This window comes from Paenibacillus rhizoplanae (assembly GCF_042684125.1).
GTDB lineage: Bacteria > Bacillota > Bacilli > Paenibacillales > Paenibacillaceae > Paenibacillus_AQ > Paenibacillus_AQ rhizoplanae.
Window position 1 is genome coordinate 22134 of record NZ_JBHUKY010000054.1, and the last position, 15232, is coordinate 37365.

At 51.3% G+C, this 15232-nt stretch carries 15 protein-coding genes; 5 read left to right on the forward strand and 10 right to left on the reverse strand.

Annotation, left to right across the window (positions count from 1 at the left end; all coding sequences use genetic code 11):
* Positions 1–2: 2 nt before the first annotated feature.
* On the reverse strand, positions 3–1820 hold the full coding sequence (locus ACFSX3_RS23645; protein ID WP_209990138.1) for an ABC transporter ATP-binding protein: 1818 nt from the start codon (positions 1818–1820) through the stop codon (positions 3–5).
* On the reverse strand, positions 1807–3549 hold the full coding sequence (locus tag ACFSX3_RS23650) for an ABC transporter ATP-binding protein (RefSeq protein ID WP_209990134.1): 1743 nt from the start codon (positions 3547–3549) through the stop codon (positions 1807–1809). Before ACFSX3_RS23650 ends, ACFSX3_RS23645 begins: the two co-directional genes overlap by 14 nt.
* A gap of 109 nt (positions 3550–3658) precedes the next feature.
* On the opposite strand from ACFSX3_RS23650, the gene ACFSX3_RS23655 reads away from it, so the two are divergent.
* A complete protein-coding gene (locus tag ACFSX3_RS23655; protein ID WP_209990131.1) occupies positions 3659–4489 on the forward strand; it encodes a MerR family transcriptional regulator in 831 nt (276 codons plus the stop codon).
* Between the two features lie 83 nt (positions 4490–4572).
* Here the strand turns inward: ACFSX3_RS23655 and ACFSX3_RS23660 are convergent, their stop codons facing one another.
* Both ACFSX3_RS23660 and ACFSX3_RS23665 read right to left on the reverse strand, forming a co-directional pair.
* Entirely contained in the window at positions 4573–5046 is a 474-nt protein-coding gene (locus ACFSX3_RS23660; RefSeq protein WP_209990129.1) for a C40 family peptidase, read from the reverse strand.
* Between the two features lie 124 nt (positions 5047–5170).
* Positions 5171–6952 (reverse strand): glycoside hydrolase family 2 protein, encoded by a 1782-nt coding sequence (locus ACFSX3_RS23665; RefSeq protein ID WP_209990126.1) that lies wholly within the window; start codon positions 6950–6952, stop codon positions 5171–5173.
* Positions 6953–7087: 135 nt separating this feature from the next.
* On the opposite strand from ACFSX3_RS23665, the gene ACFSX3_RS23670 reads away from it, so the two are divergent.
* Positions 7088–7867 (forward strand): helix-turn-helix domain-containing protein, encoded by a 780-nt coding sequence (locus ACFSX3_RS23670; RefSeq protein ID WP_209990123.1) that lies wholly within the window; start codon positions 7088–7090, stop codon positions 7865–7867.
* A 250-nt stretch (positions 7868–8117) separates the two neighbouring features.
* Here ACFSX3_RS23670 and ACFSX3_RS23675 read toward each other — a convergent pair whose 3' ends face one another.
* Positions 8118–8312: a hypothetical protein gene (locus ACFSX3_RS23675; RefSeq protein WP_209990120.1), complete on the reverse strand. Its 195-nt coding sequence runs from the start codon at positions 8310–8312 to the stop codon at positions 8118–8120.
* 153 nt (positions 8313–8465) lie between these two features.
* On the opposite strand from ACFSX3_RS23675, the gene ACFSX3_RS23680 reads away from it, so the two are divergent.
* Entirely contained in the window at positions 8466–9068 is a 603-nt protein-coding gene (locus tag ACFSX3_RS23680) for a TetR/AcrR family transcriptional regulator (protein ID WP_209990117.1), read from the forward strand.
* On the opposite strand, the gene ACFSX3_RS23685 is transcribed toward ACFSX3_RS23680, so the two are convergent.
* Positions 9065–10018 (reverse strand): NADP-dependent oxidoreductase, encoded by a 954-nt coding sequence (locus ACFSX3_RS23685; protein WP_209990114.1) that lies wholly within the window; start codon positions 10016–10018, stop codon positions 9065–9067. The genes ACFSX3_RS23680 and ACFSX3_RS23685 overlap by 4 nt on opposite strands.
* Positions 10019–10191: 173 nt before the next feature.
* On the opposite strand from ACFSX3_RS23685, the gene ACFSX3_RS23690 reads away from it, so the two are divergent.
* Complete coding sequence (locus ACFSX3_RS23690) at positions 10192–10554, forward strand: ribosomal protein L7/L12 (RefSeq protein ID WP_379256475.1); 363 nt, start codon at positions 10192–10194, stop codon at positions 10552–10554.
* A 97-nt stretch (positions 10555–10651) separates the two neighbouring features.
* Here the strand turns inward: ACFSX3_RS23690 and ACFSX3_RS23695 are convergent, their stop codons facing one another.
* The 3 genes from ACFSX3_RS23695 to ACFSX3_RS23705 are packed head-to-tail and all read right to left on the reverse strand — an operon-like array spanning position 10652 to position 12529.
* Positions 10652–11290 carry an ABC-2 transporter permease gene (locus tag ACFSX3_RS23695; protein ID WP_209990111.1) on the reverse strand — a complete coding sequence of 213 codons (639 nt, stop codon included), beginning with the start codon at positions 11288–11290 and terminating at the stop codon, positions 10652–10654.
* On the reverse strand, positions 11283–12152 hold the full coding sequence (locus ACFSX3_RS23700; protein ID WP_209990108.1) for an ABC transporter ATP-binding protein: 870 nt from the start codon (positions 12150–12152) through the stop codon (positions 11283–11285). The genes ACFSX3_RS23695 and ACFSX3_RS23700 overlap by 8 nt, the downstream gene beginning before the upstream one ends.
* Positions 12149–12529 (reverse strand): GntR family transcriptional regulator, encoded by a 381-nt coding sequence (locus ACFSX3_RS23705; RefSeq protein ID WP_209990105.1) that lies wholly within the window; start codon positions 12527–12529, stop codon positions 12149–12151. The genes ACFSX3_RS23700 and ACFSX3_RS23705 overlap by 4 nt, the downstream gene beginning before the upstream one ends.
* Before the next feature lie 187 nt (positions 12530–12716).
* Between ACFSX3_RS23705 and ACFSX3_RS23710 the strand changes: the two genes are divergently transcribed.
* On the forward strand, positions 12717–14183 hold the full coding sequence (locus tag ACFSX3_RS23710) for a hypothetical protein (protein WP_209990102.1): 1467 nt from the start codon (positions 12717–12719) through the stop codon (positions 14181–14183).
* A 5-nt stretch (positions 14184–14188) separates the two neighbouring features.
* Here the strand turns inward: ACFSX3_RS23710 and ACFSX3_RS23715 are convergent, their stop codons facing one another.
* Positions 14189–14869, reverse strand: coding sequence for a succinylglutamate desuccinylase/aspartoacylase family protein (locus tag ACFSX3_RS23715; protein ID WP_209990099.1), 681 nt, complete (start codon positions 14867–14869; stop codon positions 14189–14191).
* Positions 14870–15232: the final 363 nt, after the last annotated feature.

Genomic DNA, 15232 nt, shown 5'->3' on the forward strand with positions numbered 1-15232 from the left:
ACTCAATCCCATTCAAACGCTCCTGTATACAGCTGATAGTAAATGCCTTTCCGTAAGATCAACTCCCCGTGATCCCCGCGCTCCATGATCTGGCCCTTGTCCATCACCATGATGGCATCGGAATTCCTTACGGTGGACAGGCGGTGGGCGATGACGAACACGGTTCTGTGATCCATTAGATTATCCATCCCCTTCTGTACCAGCGCTTCTGTCCGCGTATCGATGGATGAGGTTGCTTCATCGAGAATCATCACCGGCGGATTGGCAATGGCTGACCTGGCAATCGCCAGCAGCTGGCTTTGGCCCTGTGACAGCCCATTCCCGTTCCCGTCCAGCTGAGTCTGGTATCCGTCCGGCAAGCGTTCGATGAAGCTCGAGGCATAGGACAGCTTGGCGGCCTGCATAATCTCCTCGTCAGTGGCTTCCAGCCGTCCATAGCGGATATTATCGGCCACCGTGCCGGAGAACAGATGCGTGTCTTGCAGAACGATACCAAGCGACCGGCGCAGGTCCGCTTTGCGGATACGCTGTATATTGATGCCGTCATAGATGATCTCGCCTTGCGTGATATCGTAGAAGCGGTTCAGCAGGTTGGCCACGGTCGTTTTTCCGGCCCCTGTAGCGCCTACAAAAGCAAGCTTTTGCCCAGGCTTCGCATATAAAGTAATCTCCTGCAGCACCTGCTTCTTCCCGTCATACGTGAAGCACACATCCTTCAACTCCACCTTCCCGGCAAGCCTTACGGCAGAGCCGTCCTCCAGCCTCCATGCCCATCCTGAGCCCTGCTTATCTTGCTCCAGGGTCACACGTCCCTCGTCCTCTTCCGGCTGTTCATCCATCAGGTTGAAGATCCGCTGTGCGCCCGCAAGCGCCACCACGAACATATTGATCTGGGAGGAGATTTCAGCAATCGGCATCGTGAAGTTACGGGACAGGCTCAGGAACGCCGCAATACTTCCCAGCGTCAAGCCTTCATTCCAGCCGGATATCGACATGGCCCCACCCGCTATTGCCACCAGCACATAGATTAAGGTAGCCAAGTTGGCATTCACCGGCATCAGAATGTTGGAATACTTGTTGGCTGTCGTGGAATTCTCAAATAGTTCATGATTCAGCTGTGCGAACTGCTCGATGGATCGCTCTTCACGGCCGAATACCTGCACTACCTTTTGCCCGTGAATCATTTCTTCGATATATCCGTCTAGTGCGCCGATAGATTCCTGCTGCTCGAAAAAGTGGTGTGTCGCTTTTCCCCCTACTTTCTTGGTAATCCATAGCATCACCAATGCGCCTAATACCACTACAATCGTCAGCGGGACATCCAGATACAGCATCGTGCCCAGCACCACTATGACCGTCACAACCGTAGACAGCAATTGCGGCAATCCGTCTGTAAGCATCATATTCAGTGTATCTACGTCATTCGTGTAATGACTCATAATGTCACCGTGCTCCTTGCGGTCGAAGTACTTAATCGGCAGCTTCTGCATATGAGCAAACAGATGGTCACGGATTCTTTTCATAATGAGCTGTGAGATTGTAATCATCAGCCGCTTGGAGATAAATGTGCTGAGGACACCGGCGGCATAAATGACAGCTAGAATGGCTAGTGCCTGGAACAAGGCGTCGAATACCGGATGCTGATCGCCAAGCAGCGGCGTGATGAAGTCATCGATGAGCAGTCTCAGGAACGTAGCGGAAGCTACAGATACCGCAGAACTTACCAGCACCAGTAGGAGGGCCAGAGCGGTTCTGAACTTGAAGAGCTTGAAGTAGGCCAGGAGCTGCTTAATCGTTCTGCCATAATTAATGTTGTTCATGCTGTGCTTCCTCTCCCTTCGTCTGTGTGTTGTAAGCTTCCTGATAGATCGTACTCCGGCTCAAAAGCTCCTGATGCGTCCCGATATCCGCCAGCTCCCCGTCATCCAGCACAATAATCTGATCTGCATCTTCCACAGATGCGATCCGCTGGGCAATAATGATCTTGGTCGTATCCGGAATACTCTCCTTGAACACGGTCCGGATTAGTGCATCTGTGCGTGTATCCACTGCGCTGGTCGAATCATCCAGAATCAGGATTTTGGGCTTCTTCAGTAAAGCTCTGGCAATACATAACCGCTGCTTCTGCCCGCCGGATACATTCGTCCCCCCTTGATCCAGCCGGGTATCATATCCGTCAGGAAACGACGTGATGAACTCATGGGCCTGTGCAGCCTTGCAGGCGTCGATCAGCTCTTCGTCGGTAGCCGCTTCATTCCCCCAGCGCAGATTATCCTTGATGGAGCCGCCGAACAGTACATTTTTCTGCAGCACCATAGCGACCTGACTCCGCAGCACATGCAGATCATAGTCCTTCACATTCGTTCCGCTAACGAGCACCTCGCCTTCGGTGACATCATAGAGACGCGGAATGAGCTGCACCAATGTGGACTTGGCACTGCCCGACCCGCCGATAATGCCAATCGTCTGTCCCGAGCGAATATGCAGGTTGATCCCGGATAATGCATCCTTCTTGGCCTTACTGGAGTAACGGAAGGACACGTTACGGAACTCCACCTCGCCTGTATGCAGTTCAGTTACCGGGGAACCCGGACTTGTGATGTCCGGCTGTTCATCCAGCAGGTCATGGATACGTCCGGCAGAAGCACGGGCAATCGCCACCATCACGATCACGATCCCCAGCGTCATCAGGCTCATCAGAATTTGCATGGAGTAAGCGAATACGCCTGTCAGCTCTCCGGTCGTCATGTTGCCGCCCACCACGAGCTTGGCTCCGATCCAGGAGATGATCAGCATCACGCTATACAGAACCACCTGCATAAGAGGCAGCTCATAGGCCAAGATACGTTCTGCTTTTGCCATCTGCGCAAAAATCCTCTGCGATACTTCCTGAAACTTGGATACCTCATGCTCCTCCCGCACATAGGATTTGACCACCCGAATTCCTCGGACATTCTCCTGAACAACCTTATTCAGAGCGTCGTAGCTGTCGAAGGCACGTTCAAAGACCGGGAAGGCAAACTTCAAAATGAGCATCATCCCTGCCGCAAGCACAGGAATAACGATTACAAACCACCCCGCGATGGTAGGACTGATCCTGTAGGTCATAATCGTTGCAAAAATAATCATCACCGGGCTGCGGAACGCAATGCGAATAATCATAAGAAATGCATTCTGCACATGCGTTATATCCGTGGTCAGCCGGGTGACAATTCCTGAGGTCGAGAATTTATCCATATTGGAAAAGGACAGCCGCTGCACATGACGGAACAGGTCTTCCCGCAGATTTCGTCCGAAGCCAGACATCGCGGTGGCCGAGTGTTTACCGGCAAGTGCGCCGAATACCATGGAGACCAGAGCGAACAGGATCAGGATCAGACCATACTTCACGATCTGGTTCATCTGTCCCCCGGTAATACCCTGGTCAATTAACTCAGCCATGAGCAAGGGAATCAGCACCTCCATGGCAACCTCTCCAAGCAAAAATATAGGGGTCAGCCATGTATCCTTCTTATACTCCCGCACACTTTGCAATAACTTCCTGATCATAAGCATTCTCCTTCTTTGTTGTGAACAAGTTGATTAACCGTAAGAACAGAGGTTATTATAAACTGTATAGTAACTATACAGTCAACCCGTTATTTCGAAGGAGATTAAGATGGCTATGCTTAAGAATGATTTGATGTCCATTAGCGCCTTTTCCAAGCTGTCCCGTGTTCCGCGCAAAACGCTCATTTTCTATGATCAGATTGATCTATTCAAGCCCGCCTTCGTAGCTGACAACGGCTACCGGTATTACATCCGCAGCCAGCTCGATACGATTGGCGTGATCTATATTTTCAAGGAGCTGGGTATGTCGCTGGAGGATATCCGGGCGTATCTGGAGCACCGTTCTCCTCTTAGTACCCTGGAGCTTCTGCGAAAGCAGGAGGAGGTAGTTCAGCAGCAGATCGCGAAGCTCAACCTGGCCAAGGAAATGATGCTCCAGCGCGCGGAGAATATCGAGCATTCTCTGAATGTGGATACCAGCCGGATGGTTGTCGTCCTCCAAGAACGGAAGCCGATCCTGCGCAGCTGCCGTGTTCACGAATCCAGACGGGAATTAAACGAGGAGCTGTGGGATGATTTCCAGGAACGTCTGCATAAGGAGAATGCACCTGCCGGATATCCGGGCGGGGCCATTATATGTAAGGAGGACCTGCTGAGGCGGGACGGGGATATAATCTCCTATATGTTCAGCTTCATCACTACACAGCATCACGAACAAGAATATATGCCGGAAGGCTACTATCTTGTGTCTTACACCCGGGCTGATTATGAGGATACCGAGAAGATTTATCCGCAGATTTTTGATTACATTGACAAGAATCATTATGTTATTAAAGGAGATGCTTACGAGGAATTCCTGTTGGATGAGATCGTTATGAAGCGTCCTGAGGACTATCTGGTGCGGGTGATGGTGTATATCGAGGAGCCAGCCAAGTCATAAACCTCTACCAAAAACGGCGACCCGCCCCGGTAGATCCAGGGCAGCGTCGCCGTTTGTTTATAATATAAGGATTAGTGATCGAATTAATTGCCAGTTATCTTCTGATACGTGCTCTCAGAAATGGTTCTTCTGGCGGTAACATAACGTTCTTTATAGTAACCTGATGACAAGCTGGTGATCGTAACGCCCTTATTGCTTGAGGAATGTGCAAATTTGTTGTCGCCCACATAGATGCCTGCATGCGAGATGCCGTTGCCTCCGGTGTCGAAAAAGACAAGATCTCCCGGACGTAAATCGGACTTGGCTACATATTCGCCTGCACTTGCCTGCGACTTGGATGTTCTCGGAAGATCTAAGTTGAACTTGCCAAATATGTATATTATAAATCCGGAACAGTCAAACCCTTCAGATGCCTTGGTGCCCCCCCATTTATATGGAGTTCCCATAACATCATTAACCTCTTGGTCAAGCCTGGAGCTGTCATCCGCAGATGCTTTTTCAGATCCAAACGATAGCAATAGTACAATACTCAGAAGCCACACGATTCCTCTCTTCAAAAAGAACTCAGTCTCCTTTCTTGCCGGCTAATGCTGCCTGACAAATATTAATTTTTTGTAACTATTATGAATGATAGTTTAATATTCTCCTTTCGTCAACCCCTTCGGTGCTTTTTGAAAGAGTTTACATCCCCAGGCGCAGGTTAATCTCCCGTATCCGCTCCAGGGGCACCTTCGGCTCGCGCTGTGCAGTCATTAAGCCGTTGACCTCATCCTGAACGTCCGTAACCTGTGTATAACAGTACCCGGAGATGAACGGAATGGCCTGAATCGCACGGGTCAAACTGCCGAACCGCTCCAGAAAAGCTTCCTCGCTATCCACCTGATGCCCATAACCCCAGCCGTGCTCACTCTGGAAGGCAATCCCCCCATACTCGCTGATGATGACCGGCTGCCCCTGATAGCTGTACCCTTCTGCAAAAGCAAACTTCCATTCGTTATATGTGCCGTTACTGCCGGTAATAGAGTCTTTATCCTTGTAGGTTTCATATAGCGCTTCTCCCCGCTCCACATAATCATGCAGCGTCAGAATGTCGGACACGGTATGCTCCCAGCCGTCATTCGTAATCACCGGACGATAAGGATCGATAGATTTGGTCAAATAATAGATACCCTCCGTAAATGTCTGCTGCCGGACGTCATGAAGAATATTCTGCACCCCCCACGATTCGTTAAAAGGCACCCAGGTGATGATACACGGATGATTATACTGCTGCTGCACGACCTCCAGCCATTCCCTGGTGAACCGCTCCAGAGCCTCGTCGTTATATTCATAAGCAGCCGCCATCTCCGACCAGACCAATACCCCTTTGACGTCACACCAGTACAGGAACCGGGCGTCCTCCACCTTCATATGCTTGCGCAGACCGTTGTAGCCCATCTCCATAATCGCTTCAATATCTTGAATCAGCGCTTCTTCTGACGGCGGGGTCAGATGACTATCGGTCCAGTAGCCCTGGTCCAGGATCAGTCTTTGATACAGCGGGAGGTTGTTCAGCAGGATCTGGCCGCCCTTGATAGAGATATTGCGCATACCGACATACGAGCCGACCCGGTCTATCTCCTGTTCACCCGCATACAGCACGAACTCGATGTCAAAAAGATTCGGGTTCCCCGGAGACCACAGGTTCTGCAGCCAAGGCCCGTTAATGCCGCCCATCATGCTGACCTCCACGGTCATCGAAGCTCTATCTACCGGCAGGCTAAGCTTATTCACTCTTTCCCCTTGAAACGTAATTTCCGTCTCCAGCCGGAGATCCTGTGCTTCTGTGAGGCCGTGTACGCTATAGTCCAGCCGGAGCATTTGGCGGTTAATGTCGGGTGTCATTTTCACTATATCCAGCCGGGTAGCATGGACATGCTCCAGCCAGACGCTTTTCCAGATGCCGGTGGTTTGCACATAGAAAGAGTCGTGGTTCCGGCCCGCCCAGCGCTGCTTGCCCCGGGGCTGGAGACAGCTGTCGCTGTCACTCACAATCAGTACAATCTCGTTCACGCCCTCCGGTCTGAGCAGCTCGGTAATATCGAAGGAGAACCGCGCATACGCCCCCTCATGCTCTCCGGCATAGCTGCCGTTCACCCAGCAGACCGTCTTATAGTCCACGCCTTCAAAATGCAGCACCGTCCGCTTCCCTTCTACCGCCGGGGACACGACGAGTTGCTTGCGGTACCAGATCCGGGGGTGGAAGGTCTCCTCACCCATGCCGCTGGCCGCAGTCTCGTAGGTGAATGGAACGTTAATGATATGTGTAGCCGGAAAATGATCCATCCAGCGCGCCGCAACGCCAACATTGTCATCATCGAAGCTGAAATCCCACTCTCCGTTAAGATCCAGCCACTGGCTGCGGACAAATTGGGGTCTCGGGTAGCCCGGGGTATAGAATTTCGTAGCTGCTGTTCTAGTCATATCAGTTGTAGCCCTCTCTCTCGTTACTGAAGTATTCTCCATATTCACTATCACAGAGTACTCCCTTGTCCCGGGAAAGAAAATGAATTATTCTATTGATTGACTGATCTATCATCCAATAAGGTGGAATTGTATATGATCACCCTAAAGCGGTGCGGTTCGAATGTAATTCATCCAGAGGGTATGACGATTGACCGCCCGGAGGGCTCCGGCGATTACGTCTTCGTATTCTTTCGGAGCAAGATGGAGCTGAGGCTTCAGACGCGGAGCGTGTATGCTGAACCGAATACTTTTATCATCTATAACAGAGACAGCCACTATTACTACAAGGATGCGGAGCTTCCCCTGGTTCATGACTGGTTCCATTTTGAGCTGGAGGGGGCAGATGCTTGGTTTGACCGCTTGAAGCTGCCGCTGGATACCTTAATGAAGGCCCATGACCCGCTCTATATCACTAGAAAAGTGAACGAGCTTCACTGGGAGAATCTGCAGAACGGAACCTTCCGTCAGGAGATCATCAACTCCATTGTTCGTTGCCTGTTCATGAAGCTTAGCGATATGCGGCATCATGTGGAGTCCAGCCAGCCGGTCAGCAAATACTATGATTCATTCCTGAACCTGAGAAATGAAGTGCTCAGCTCCCCCTCCACCTGGTATTCTGTCGAACAGCTCGCGGAGCGGATGAACATGAGCCCGTCCTATTTTCAGCAGATCTATAAGCAAATCTTCGGCATTCCGGCCGTCAGCGACATCATCCTTAACCGCGTGGGCCATGCCTCCTATTTACTGAAGAACACCACGTATACCGTCAGCCAGATCTCTGCGAGTTGCGGTTATGAGAACGATGTCCATTTCATGCGGCAGTTCAAGAAGTTCACCGGCCAAACGCCGAGTGAATATCGGGGGAAGGGCTGATTGCGAAGGAAGAGCGGATCGGGGTTATTGGCTAGGTTGAACTTGAAAATAGACTGAAGGGGAAAAGTGGCGGAGGAGAATTTTGGAACTGTAGGAGCGGCAGCGTCCGCCTTTGTATTTGGATTTCTACCGCGAAAAGCGGTTCTAATTAATCAGGAAATCCAAATACAACAGCGGCCGGAGGGCCAAATGTTCACCGCAACGACGACCATGCTTAAAGTTATAATCTTAAGTGCATCTTTTTTTATAATCAAAAAATCCACATGAGCACACCAACAATCAAAGCAATAACACCTACCGCAATTACCATATCAGAGATCTGCCGCCATAATCCCAAAGGCCCTTCACGATGAAGCTTCTGTTCATTAACGTCATGGTTGGCTTTGTGCCCGCCGGGGTCATTCGAATAGATAGGGGGTCCACCGCCATTTGAGAATTCAGTCATTACAATCGCCTCCCTTCCCCCAATTATACACCATTTAATCTCATTTATGGTAAACGGAAAGAATTTGGCATAGCTTACATTTGAATTTTGGCTTTAAATATCCTATTTTAAAAAGATAGAGTTTCAGCAGTTAACGGAAGAGGCGAACACAGTATGGGCGATATACATGAGAGGATGTCAGCGGGAACCCGGGCTTTAATCGAGGATAACTTCCTCCAGCTCATGGAGCAGGATGGATTTCACAAGGTGAGCGTACGCCAGCTGGCGCTTAGAACACATATTAACAGGGGAACGTTCTATCTGCATTTTACGGATAAATACGATCTGCTGGAGCAGCTGCAGCGGGAAATACTGACAGGTCTGGAGCAGGTGATGGTTGTCAAAATCGTACGTGAAGAGATGTCCGGGCATTATCTGAAGGGCTTGCCCTATCCGCCCCTGGTGCATATCCTTGAGTATCTGCACCAGCACGGCGAGCGAATCCGCTTATTTCTCGGGGCTAAAGGGGAGGCGGGATTTCCGGGGCAATTCAAGGAGGTCATCAAGCGCAGCTTCTACCGGAAGCTGGAGATGAATGGCGTATTTGCCGACCACCCGGCGGTTCCTCCAGAATATCTCGCTGCGCATTCCGCGTCTATTTTTCTCGGAATTACGGAAGAATGGCTGCACAGCGGGATGCCTTATACTCCGGAGGAGCTGGCGGTGATCTATAATGAGGTCTTATTCATGCAGTCGACTCTGATCGCTAAGGCTTAAATCGTAATCAATACCTTACCCCGGAGCTTGCCGGCTTCGCTCATAGCATGGGAGGCAGCCAGCTCGGTAAGCGGCAGACGGTCAGTAATCCAGAGCTTCAGCTTGCCCGCATCCACCAGCTCCGCAACCCGCGTCAGCAGCGCACGATCCTCTTGTGCAAACAGCTGATGTACCTTAACGCTAAGCTGCGCCGCCAGCGCTTCGTCCGCAGGATTCACTGCCGATATCAGCGCTCCTCCCTCTTTTAGCAGCGGCAGCCATGTGTTGAGCACCTCGGTACTCTCAGGGGACAGATTGAGGATCAGATCCACCTTGTCCGTTAGCTTGTCCGTGACGCTCTCCTTGGTGTAATCAATAATCTCGTCAATCCCCAGCTCCCGAAGCTTTGGCATACTGGCCGCAGAGGAAGTCCCTATGACATACGCTCCATGCTGCTTGGCGAATTGCAGTGCATAGCTGCCTACCCCGCCAGCGGCTCCGGCAATCAGCACACGCCCACCCTGCGGCAGGTTACCATGAACGAATAACCCCTGCCATGCGGTTAAGACTCCAATCGGCAGCGCAGCTGCATCGGATAGCTCCAGGGAGACTGGCGCCAGCGCGGCATACTGCGTTTTGGTGACTACATACTCTGCGGCAGCGCCGTCACGGGACATATCGAGCGCAGCATAGACTCTGTCCCCCGGCTGAAAGTCCGTAACCTCTGCTCCTGCTGCCTCCACCGTACCCGACACCTCAATGTTAGGAATGTAAGGAAATTCATGCGGGAAAAAGGCTTGCAGGTAGCCCTTGCGGATTTTGACATCTGCTGCATTGAACGCAGTCCCTGCCACCTTAATCAGAATCTCGTCCGCTGCGGGAGAGGGGATCGGCGCATCCTCATACCTTAGCTCTTCTAGCCCTCCAAATTGATGTATCCGAATCGCCTTCATATGTGTAGCTTCGTCCATTGCGATCACTCCTATAGATGAATTGGGAATCCGCGTACCGTTGAAGCAAGAGGTGTACTGTTCCTGTAACTCATTGTAGGCTCCCGCTTAAGGGGATACAATCAACAATCAGGTCTGAAGTGTTCATTCTTTCTTCTTACGGGTAGTAGATAATTAGGGAAGGAGTAATGCCTATGGAACATATGGATACGATCGATCTTATCGCCATTCTGGCTCTGGTGCTGGCACTATTGCTTATGCTGAGTGTGTTCAGTCTGAAAAGGCGTGTGAACGAGCTAGAGTCCCGATTAGCGCAAAGAGATGCTTACGGAGGAATGTACTCTCCCCCAGCTAGCAGCAGAGCTGCTGACATCCCGGCTCCCCTGTTCGTACAGAACCCGGAGCTGGCACCAGACCTCGAGCGGAGAATCCGCCTGCTGATGGCCGAAGGCAAGAAGATCCAGGCGATCAAGGTCATGCGCGAAGCGCGGAATCTGGGCCTGAAGGAAGCTAAGGACTTCGTCGATAACCTGGAACAAGGCGGAAACTTCCGCTAAGTGAACCATGAGTGTATGATCAAGAATGACCTCAGACTGCCACTGGAGTGTGGAAGCTGAGGTCATTCTTGTGATGAAGCTTATACTGGCAATGAAGCTAGATATCTTTGTGCATATAAATCCGGGACGAAATCAGATAGGAGCTATAGATAATAACGAGGTATGCCAGCACGCCGATGGCAATAAGCAAGACATTATCCAATCTGCCAGTGCTAATCCATTCGGCAAGTGCCGGAAACCGTTTAGACAAGCTGGTAATTGCCGTGAAATTCAGCATGATCACCATTATAAAGATGAAGTTGACGATCTGCATCCCTTTTTGTCCCAGCCAGTAATACAGCGGCAGATAAATTGAGGCCAATAAAGGGAACGCGGCAGTAGCTATTCCCAGCTCTCTCCAGCGCAGCGGTTCATCCAGCTTGCCCATCGTAAAAGCAACCAGATACAGCAGAATCGTACAGGTCAGGCTGAACAAGGAGAATGGAATCAGCGTCATATATTTAGCCTGAATCAGCCGCTGTCTCGGGACCGGGAGCGTAACCAGAAACTTCTGATTGTTATGCTGCATATCGATGGTACAGGAGTTAATGAGCAGCAGCATAGCCGGAAACAGAGAGAACACCGTATAGGCTTCAGCGTTCATATAACCCATAATCAGATAATAGGGAATCAGCAGGAGGATGAACTTCCGGGTAAGCATGAAGTCTTTACGGATCAGAGCTATGGAGTTATACATGTGCTTCACTTCCTTTTACCGTATAGTACATAATCTCTTCCAGCGTAGGCATCTCGCAGACTGCGGTGTCCCTGAAATAACGTTCCCCCTCAGCACGGTTGCTGATCAGCCCTTCGAAGCCCAGCCCGTTCTCCCGCAGCCCCACGAACCACCGCCGGACATCCCGGTCCAGCAGTTCCTTCCCGCCTTTGACCAGCAGATAGCGTTCGCCCAGACTCTCCTTCATCTCATTGAAAATAATCCGTCCTTCGTTAATGAATGCAATATAGTCGGCAATCCGGTCCAGATCGGTAGTGTTATGAGTCGAGAACAGAATCGACTTCTTCTCATCCTGGATATGTTCACTAAGCAGTTCCAGCATCTCCCGGCGAAAAATCGGATCAAGTCCTGAGGTCGGCTCATCCATAATCAGCAGATCGGCACCATGGGACAGGGCGATAGCGAGGGAGAATTTGATCTTCATCCCCTTGGACAGATCCTTGATCTTCTTACCCGGTGGAAGCTTGAACAGCTCCTGAAACTTCACATATGTATCATTATTCCACCCGGGATAGAACGGGGCGATAATACTCTTCATCTGCTTAACGGTCATATTCTCATAATAGAAGCTCTCATCCGAGACGTAACCGATACGCGCCTTAACAACCGCCTGGTCCTGCTGGTTGTTCTGGCCGAACATCAGAATGTTGCCTTGGTCCGGGTAGATTAACCCCATCATCAACTTGATCAGCGAGGTCTTGCCTGCGCCATTCGGGCCGATCAGCCCTGTAATGTAGCCCTCCTTGATCGGTAGCGAAATATCCCGCAGCTCAAAACGGTCGTAGCGCTTGGTCACATGGTCTAGCTCAATTACATTACTCATTCCTGTTCCTCCTCATAGAGCAGCTTCAGCATCTCCGCGAGTTCAGCGTATTCCATGCCGAGCTGCCTGCTCTCGTCAATAATCTCCTTCAGCTTGCCCTCCACCATCCGCAGCCGCTGTTCCCGGATATATTCCTGATCGGCCCCGGAGACAAAAGAGCCCTTGCCCACAATCGAATTGATCAGCCCCTCCCGCTCCAGCTCCTCATAAGCCCGCTTCGTGGTAATGACGCTAATCTGCAGCTCCTTCGCTAGTAAGCGGATCGACGGCAGCGGCGTACCCGAGACCAGCTCGCCTTGGAGAATCATCTGGCGGACCTGTCCCACAATCTGGGCGTAGATCGGTTCGCCAGATGTACTTGATATCAAGATATTCATGCAGCAGCATCAGCTTCCTTTGTGTATTATGTATTTAGTGTATATATGTAATATATACACTATGCGCAGTTGTGTCAATCCCGAATTTCCCTGCTTACGCAGCAAGGTATTGAGCTGCTCCCTTATGGGAAATGGTATTACTATATTAGGGATGGTTACAGATCGTGGATACAGAAGGAGAATGAATATGCTTAAAAAAATTGCCGCACATCCGCTCGCCTGCATCCTGCTGGTAGCCGCTGCTATTGTGCTCATGCGGCCTATGTATTCCTATAACGACCCGGACACATTCTGGCATTTGGAGGTCGGGCGCTATATGCTGGAGCACGGGAAGATCCTCTATTATGCCATTCATACCTTTTATGGAGATCGGCTGCCGTATATCCCGCATGAAGCCGGGTTTCAGCTTCTGATTGCACCACTCTATCAAGGGTTCGGCTGGCCAGGGATTTATCTGCTGACTGCCCTATGCCTGTTCGCCTTAGTGATGGGGCTACTGCGCCTTGGACAAGTATCGCGCAGAGAGCTGGGGCTGGATCAGAACCATATTCTGCTGCTGCCCTTCGTCCTGCTGATCTCCTGCTGGATCTTCTATAACTACTTCAAAGGAAGACCACAAATGGTCTCCTCCCCGTTAATCGTCTGGTTCTTTGTCTGCCTGCGGGAATATCAAATGAAGCCCCGCGTCAAAGTTGCGGCTGCAATGATAATCTTCTCCTGCGTCATTGCCAATGTCCATACCGGAGTATGGCTCGTGATAGCCGTATTCACCGGAATGGCTGCGCTCGAGTCATTGATCGCCCGCAATCTCAGCCGCAAGCGTGCTGCCGTCTTCGGGCTTGTCCTACTGGCAGGACTGCCGAATCCGGGCGGGTTCAAAGGTCTGCTGTTTATTCTCACAGTCACTAGAAATCACTTCAATCTGCTGATTAATGAATGGCAGCCTCTGTCCTTCAGCCGGTTCGATCAATTGCCCATTCTGTTGCTGCTGCTCTTCTTCGCAATCACGTTACCGTTCTCCTTGCAGCAGAAGCCCTTCCGCTTCTTCCTGATGACCGGCATCCTCTACCTGGGAGTCTCGAATTTCAAGCAGAATCTGTTCATGTGGCTGTTCATTCCCTATTTTGCGGCTGTTTTCTTCGAGGTCTTGCCGCTTCCCGGTACCTTCAAAGGGCGTGAAAACACAAGATCCATCGCTATTGGACTCGCTGCCGGACTACTAATCAACACAGTCTCCATCTTCGTAGCTCCGCCAAGTGTTGCAAGTGCAGATTATCCGGTGCATGAGATGAATTATGTACTGGAGCATACACCGGCAGGTACACGGCCCAGGGTGCTGTCCAGCTATGGAACGTCGGGTTATGTGATGTTTCGCGGCGGGGATATCCTCTGTGACGGGCGCCAGGACCCTTTTATCACCAAAGCTTCGGCGGGAGCCCTCGGGTGGACGGCCTTTGAACGCTCCATGTATGGCTTCTCGGAGTATTTGCCCGATATTGTGAAGTATGATAAGCCGGATTATGTGATTGTCCCTAAGGGCAGCTCGGGGAGGCTCTATGCGGACTGGGTAAAAGCGTTCGGCACACCGGTCTACAAAGGCAGCTACGGAAGTGTATTCGATCTCCGCAAGCCTTCCTCAGCGGGCAGCAGCTAATGGGATTAGCCAATCATCCCCTGCGACCGCAGAAAGTGGTAGACGATCTCGCTCTGCAGCCTTACTCTTAAGGCATAATCCAGGCTCCAGCAGGTCTCTACGGTCACCGCCCGGGCACCGAGCAGGCGCTGGAAGGCCATCCGTGAAGTTCCCGCGCGCTCCCTATGCCGTATGTTGAAGCGGTAAGCTCTATTCGTGATGGTCTGATTCATCCGCATCACAATTTGCTTCGCCAGTCCATGCGCACGGCTGACCGGGCTGATGATCAGAGTCTGGCCGACCCGCTTCGGATTCAGCTCGGACAGCCCGTTCGCCTCATGCAGATCCAAAACCCAGGAGGGGCGGTAGCGCAAGGCAAGCTGCCATACGGCTGCCGACAATGGATGACGGGCCGGGGCGCCTTGTCCGCGCGGGAAGGTACGGTTCAGGTCAGGATTCCCGCGAATCCCCTTGCGCCGTGCGATTTGGTTCACCAGCGGAACGATAATCAGCTTCCCTGAGCGCAACATCAGATCTCCCCGGTAGAGCCGGCTGGCAATGCCCTGCGCTGCGCGGCTGCTCGCCGGCTCATTGCCGTGAACACCGGAGATGATCATGAATACAGGTCCTGGGACTCCGCTGCTAATGACATAATATGGTGTGGCATAAGGCGTTCCCGCTGCCAGCATGTGCTTCTCGACAGACACTGTGGTTCACCTCGCTCTGGATGATGTGGATGATGGTATACAAGATTCTGGACAGCACCAACGGTTACTCTGTAATGTATGCGGATTACCTGCGGGGGATTGGACGAATAGGACAGCAAAATAACCCCACAAAGTCAGGCTTTAGCTTCGATGATGACTCAGGTACTTTACGGGGGCCCAAAAACATATAAATTCTTTCTAAAAAAGCCGGCCAAGTCCTGTAATGGACTCATCCGGCTTCTTCTCTGGATGCACGCGGGTGCTAATAGAATAATAGCAGCGGCTCCTGTGTATAATGGAATAATTATGTATAATATGGATAGATCAAGCATAACCTTTGATGGCCTAATCCATTTCTATACT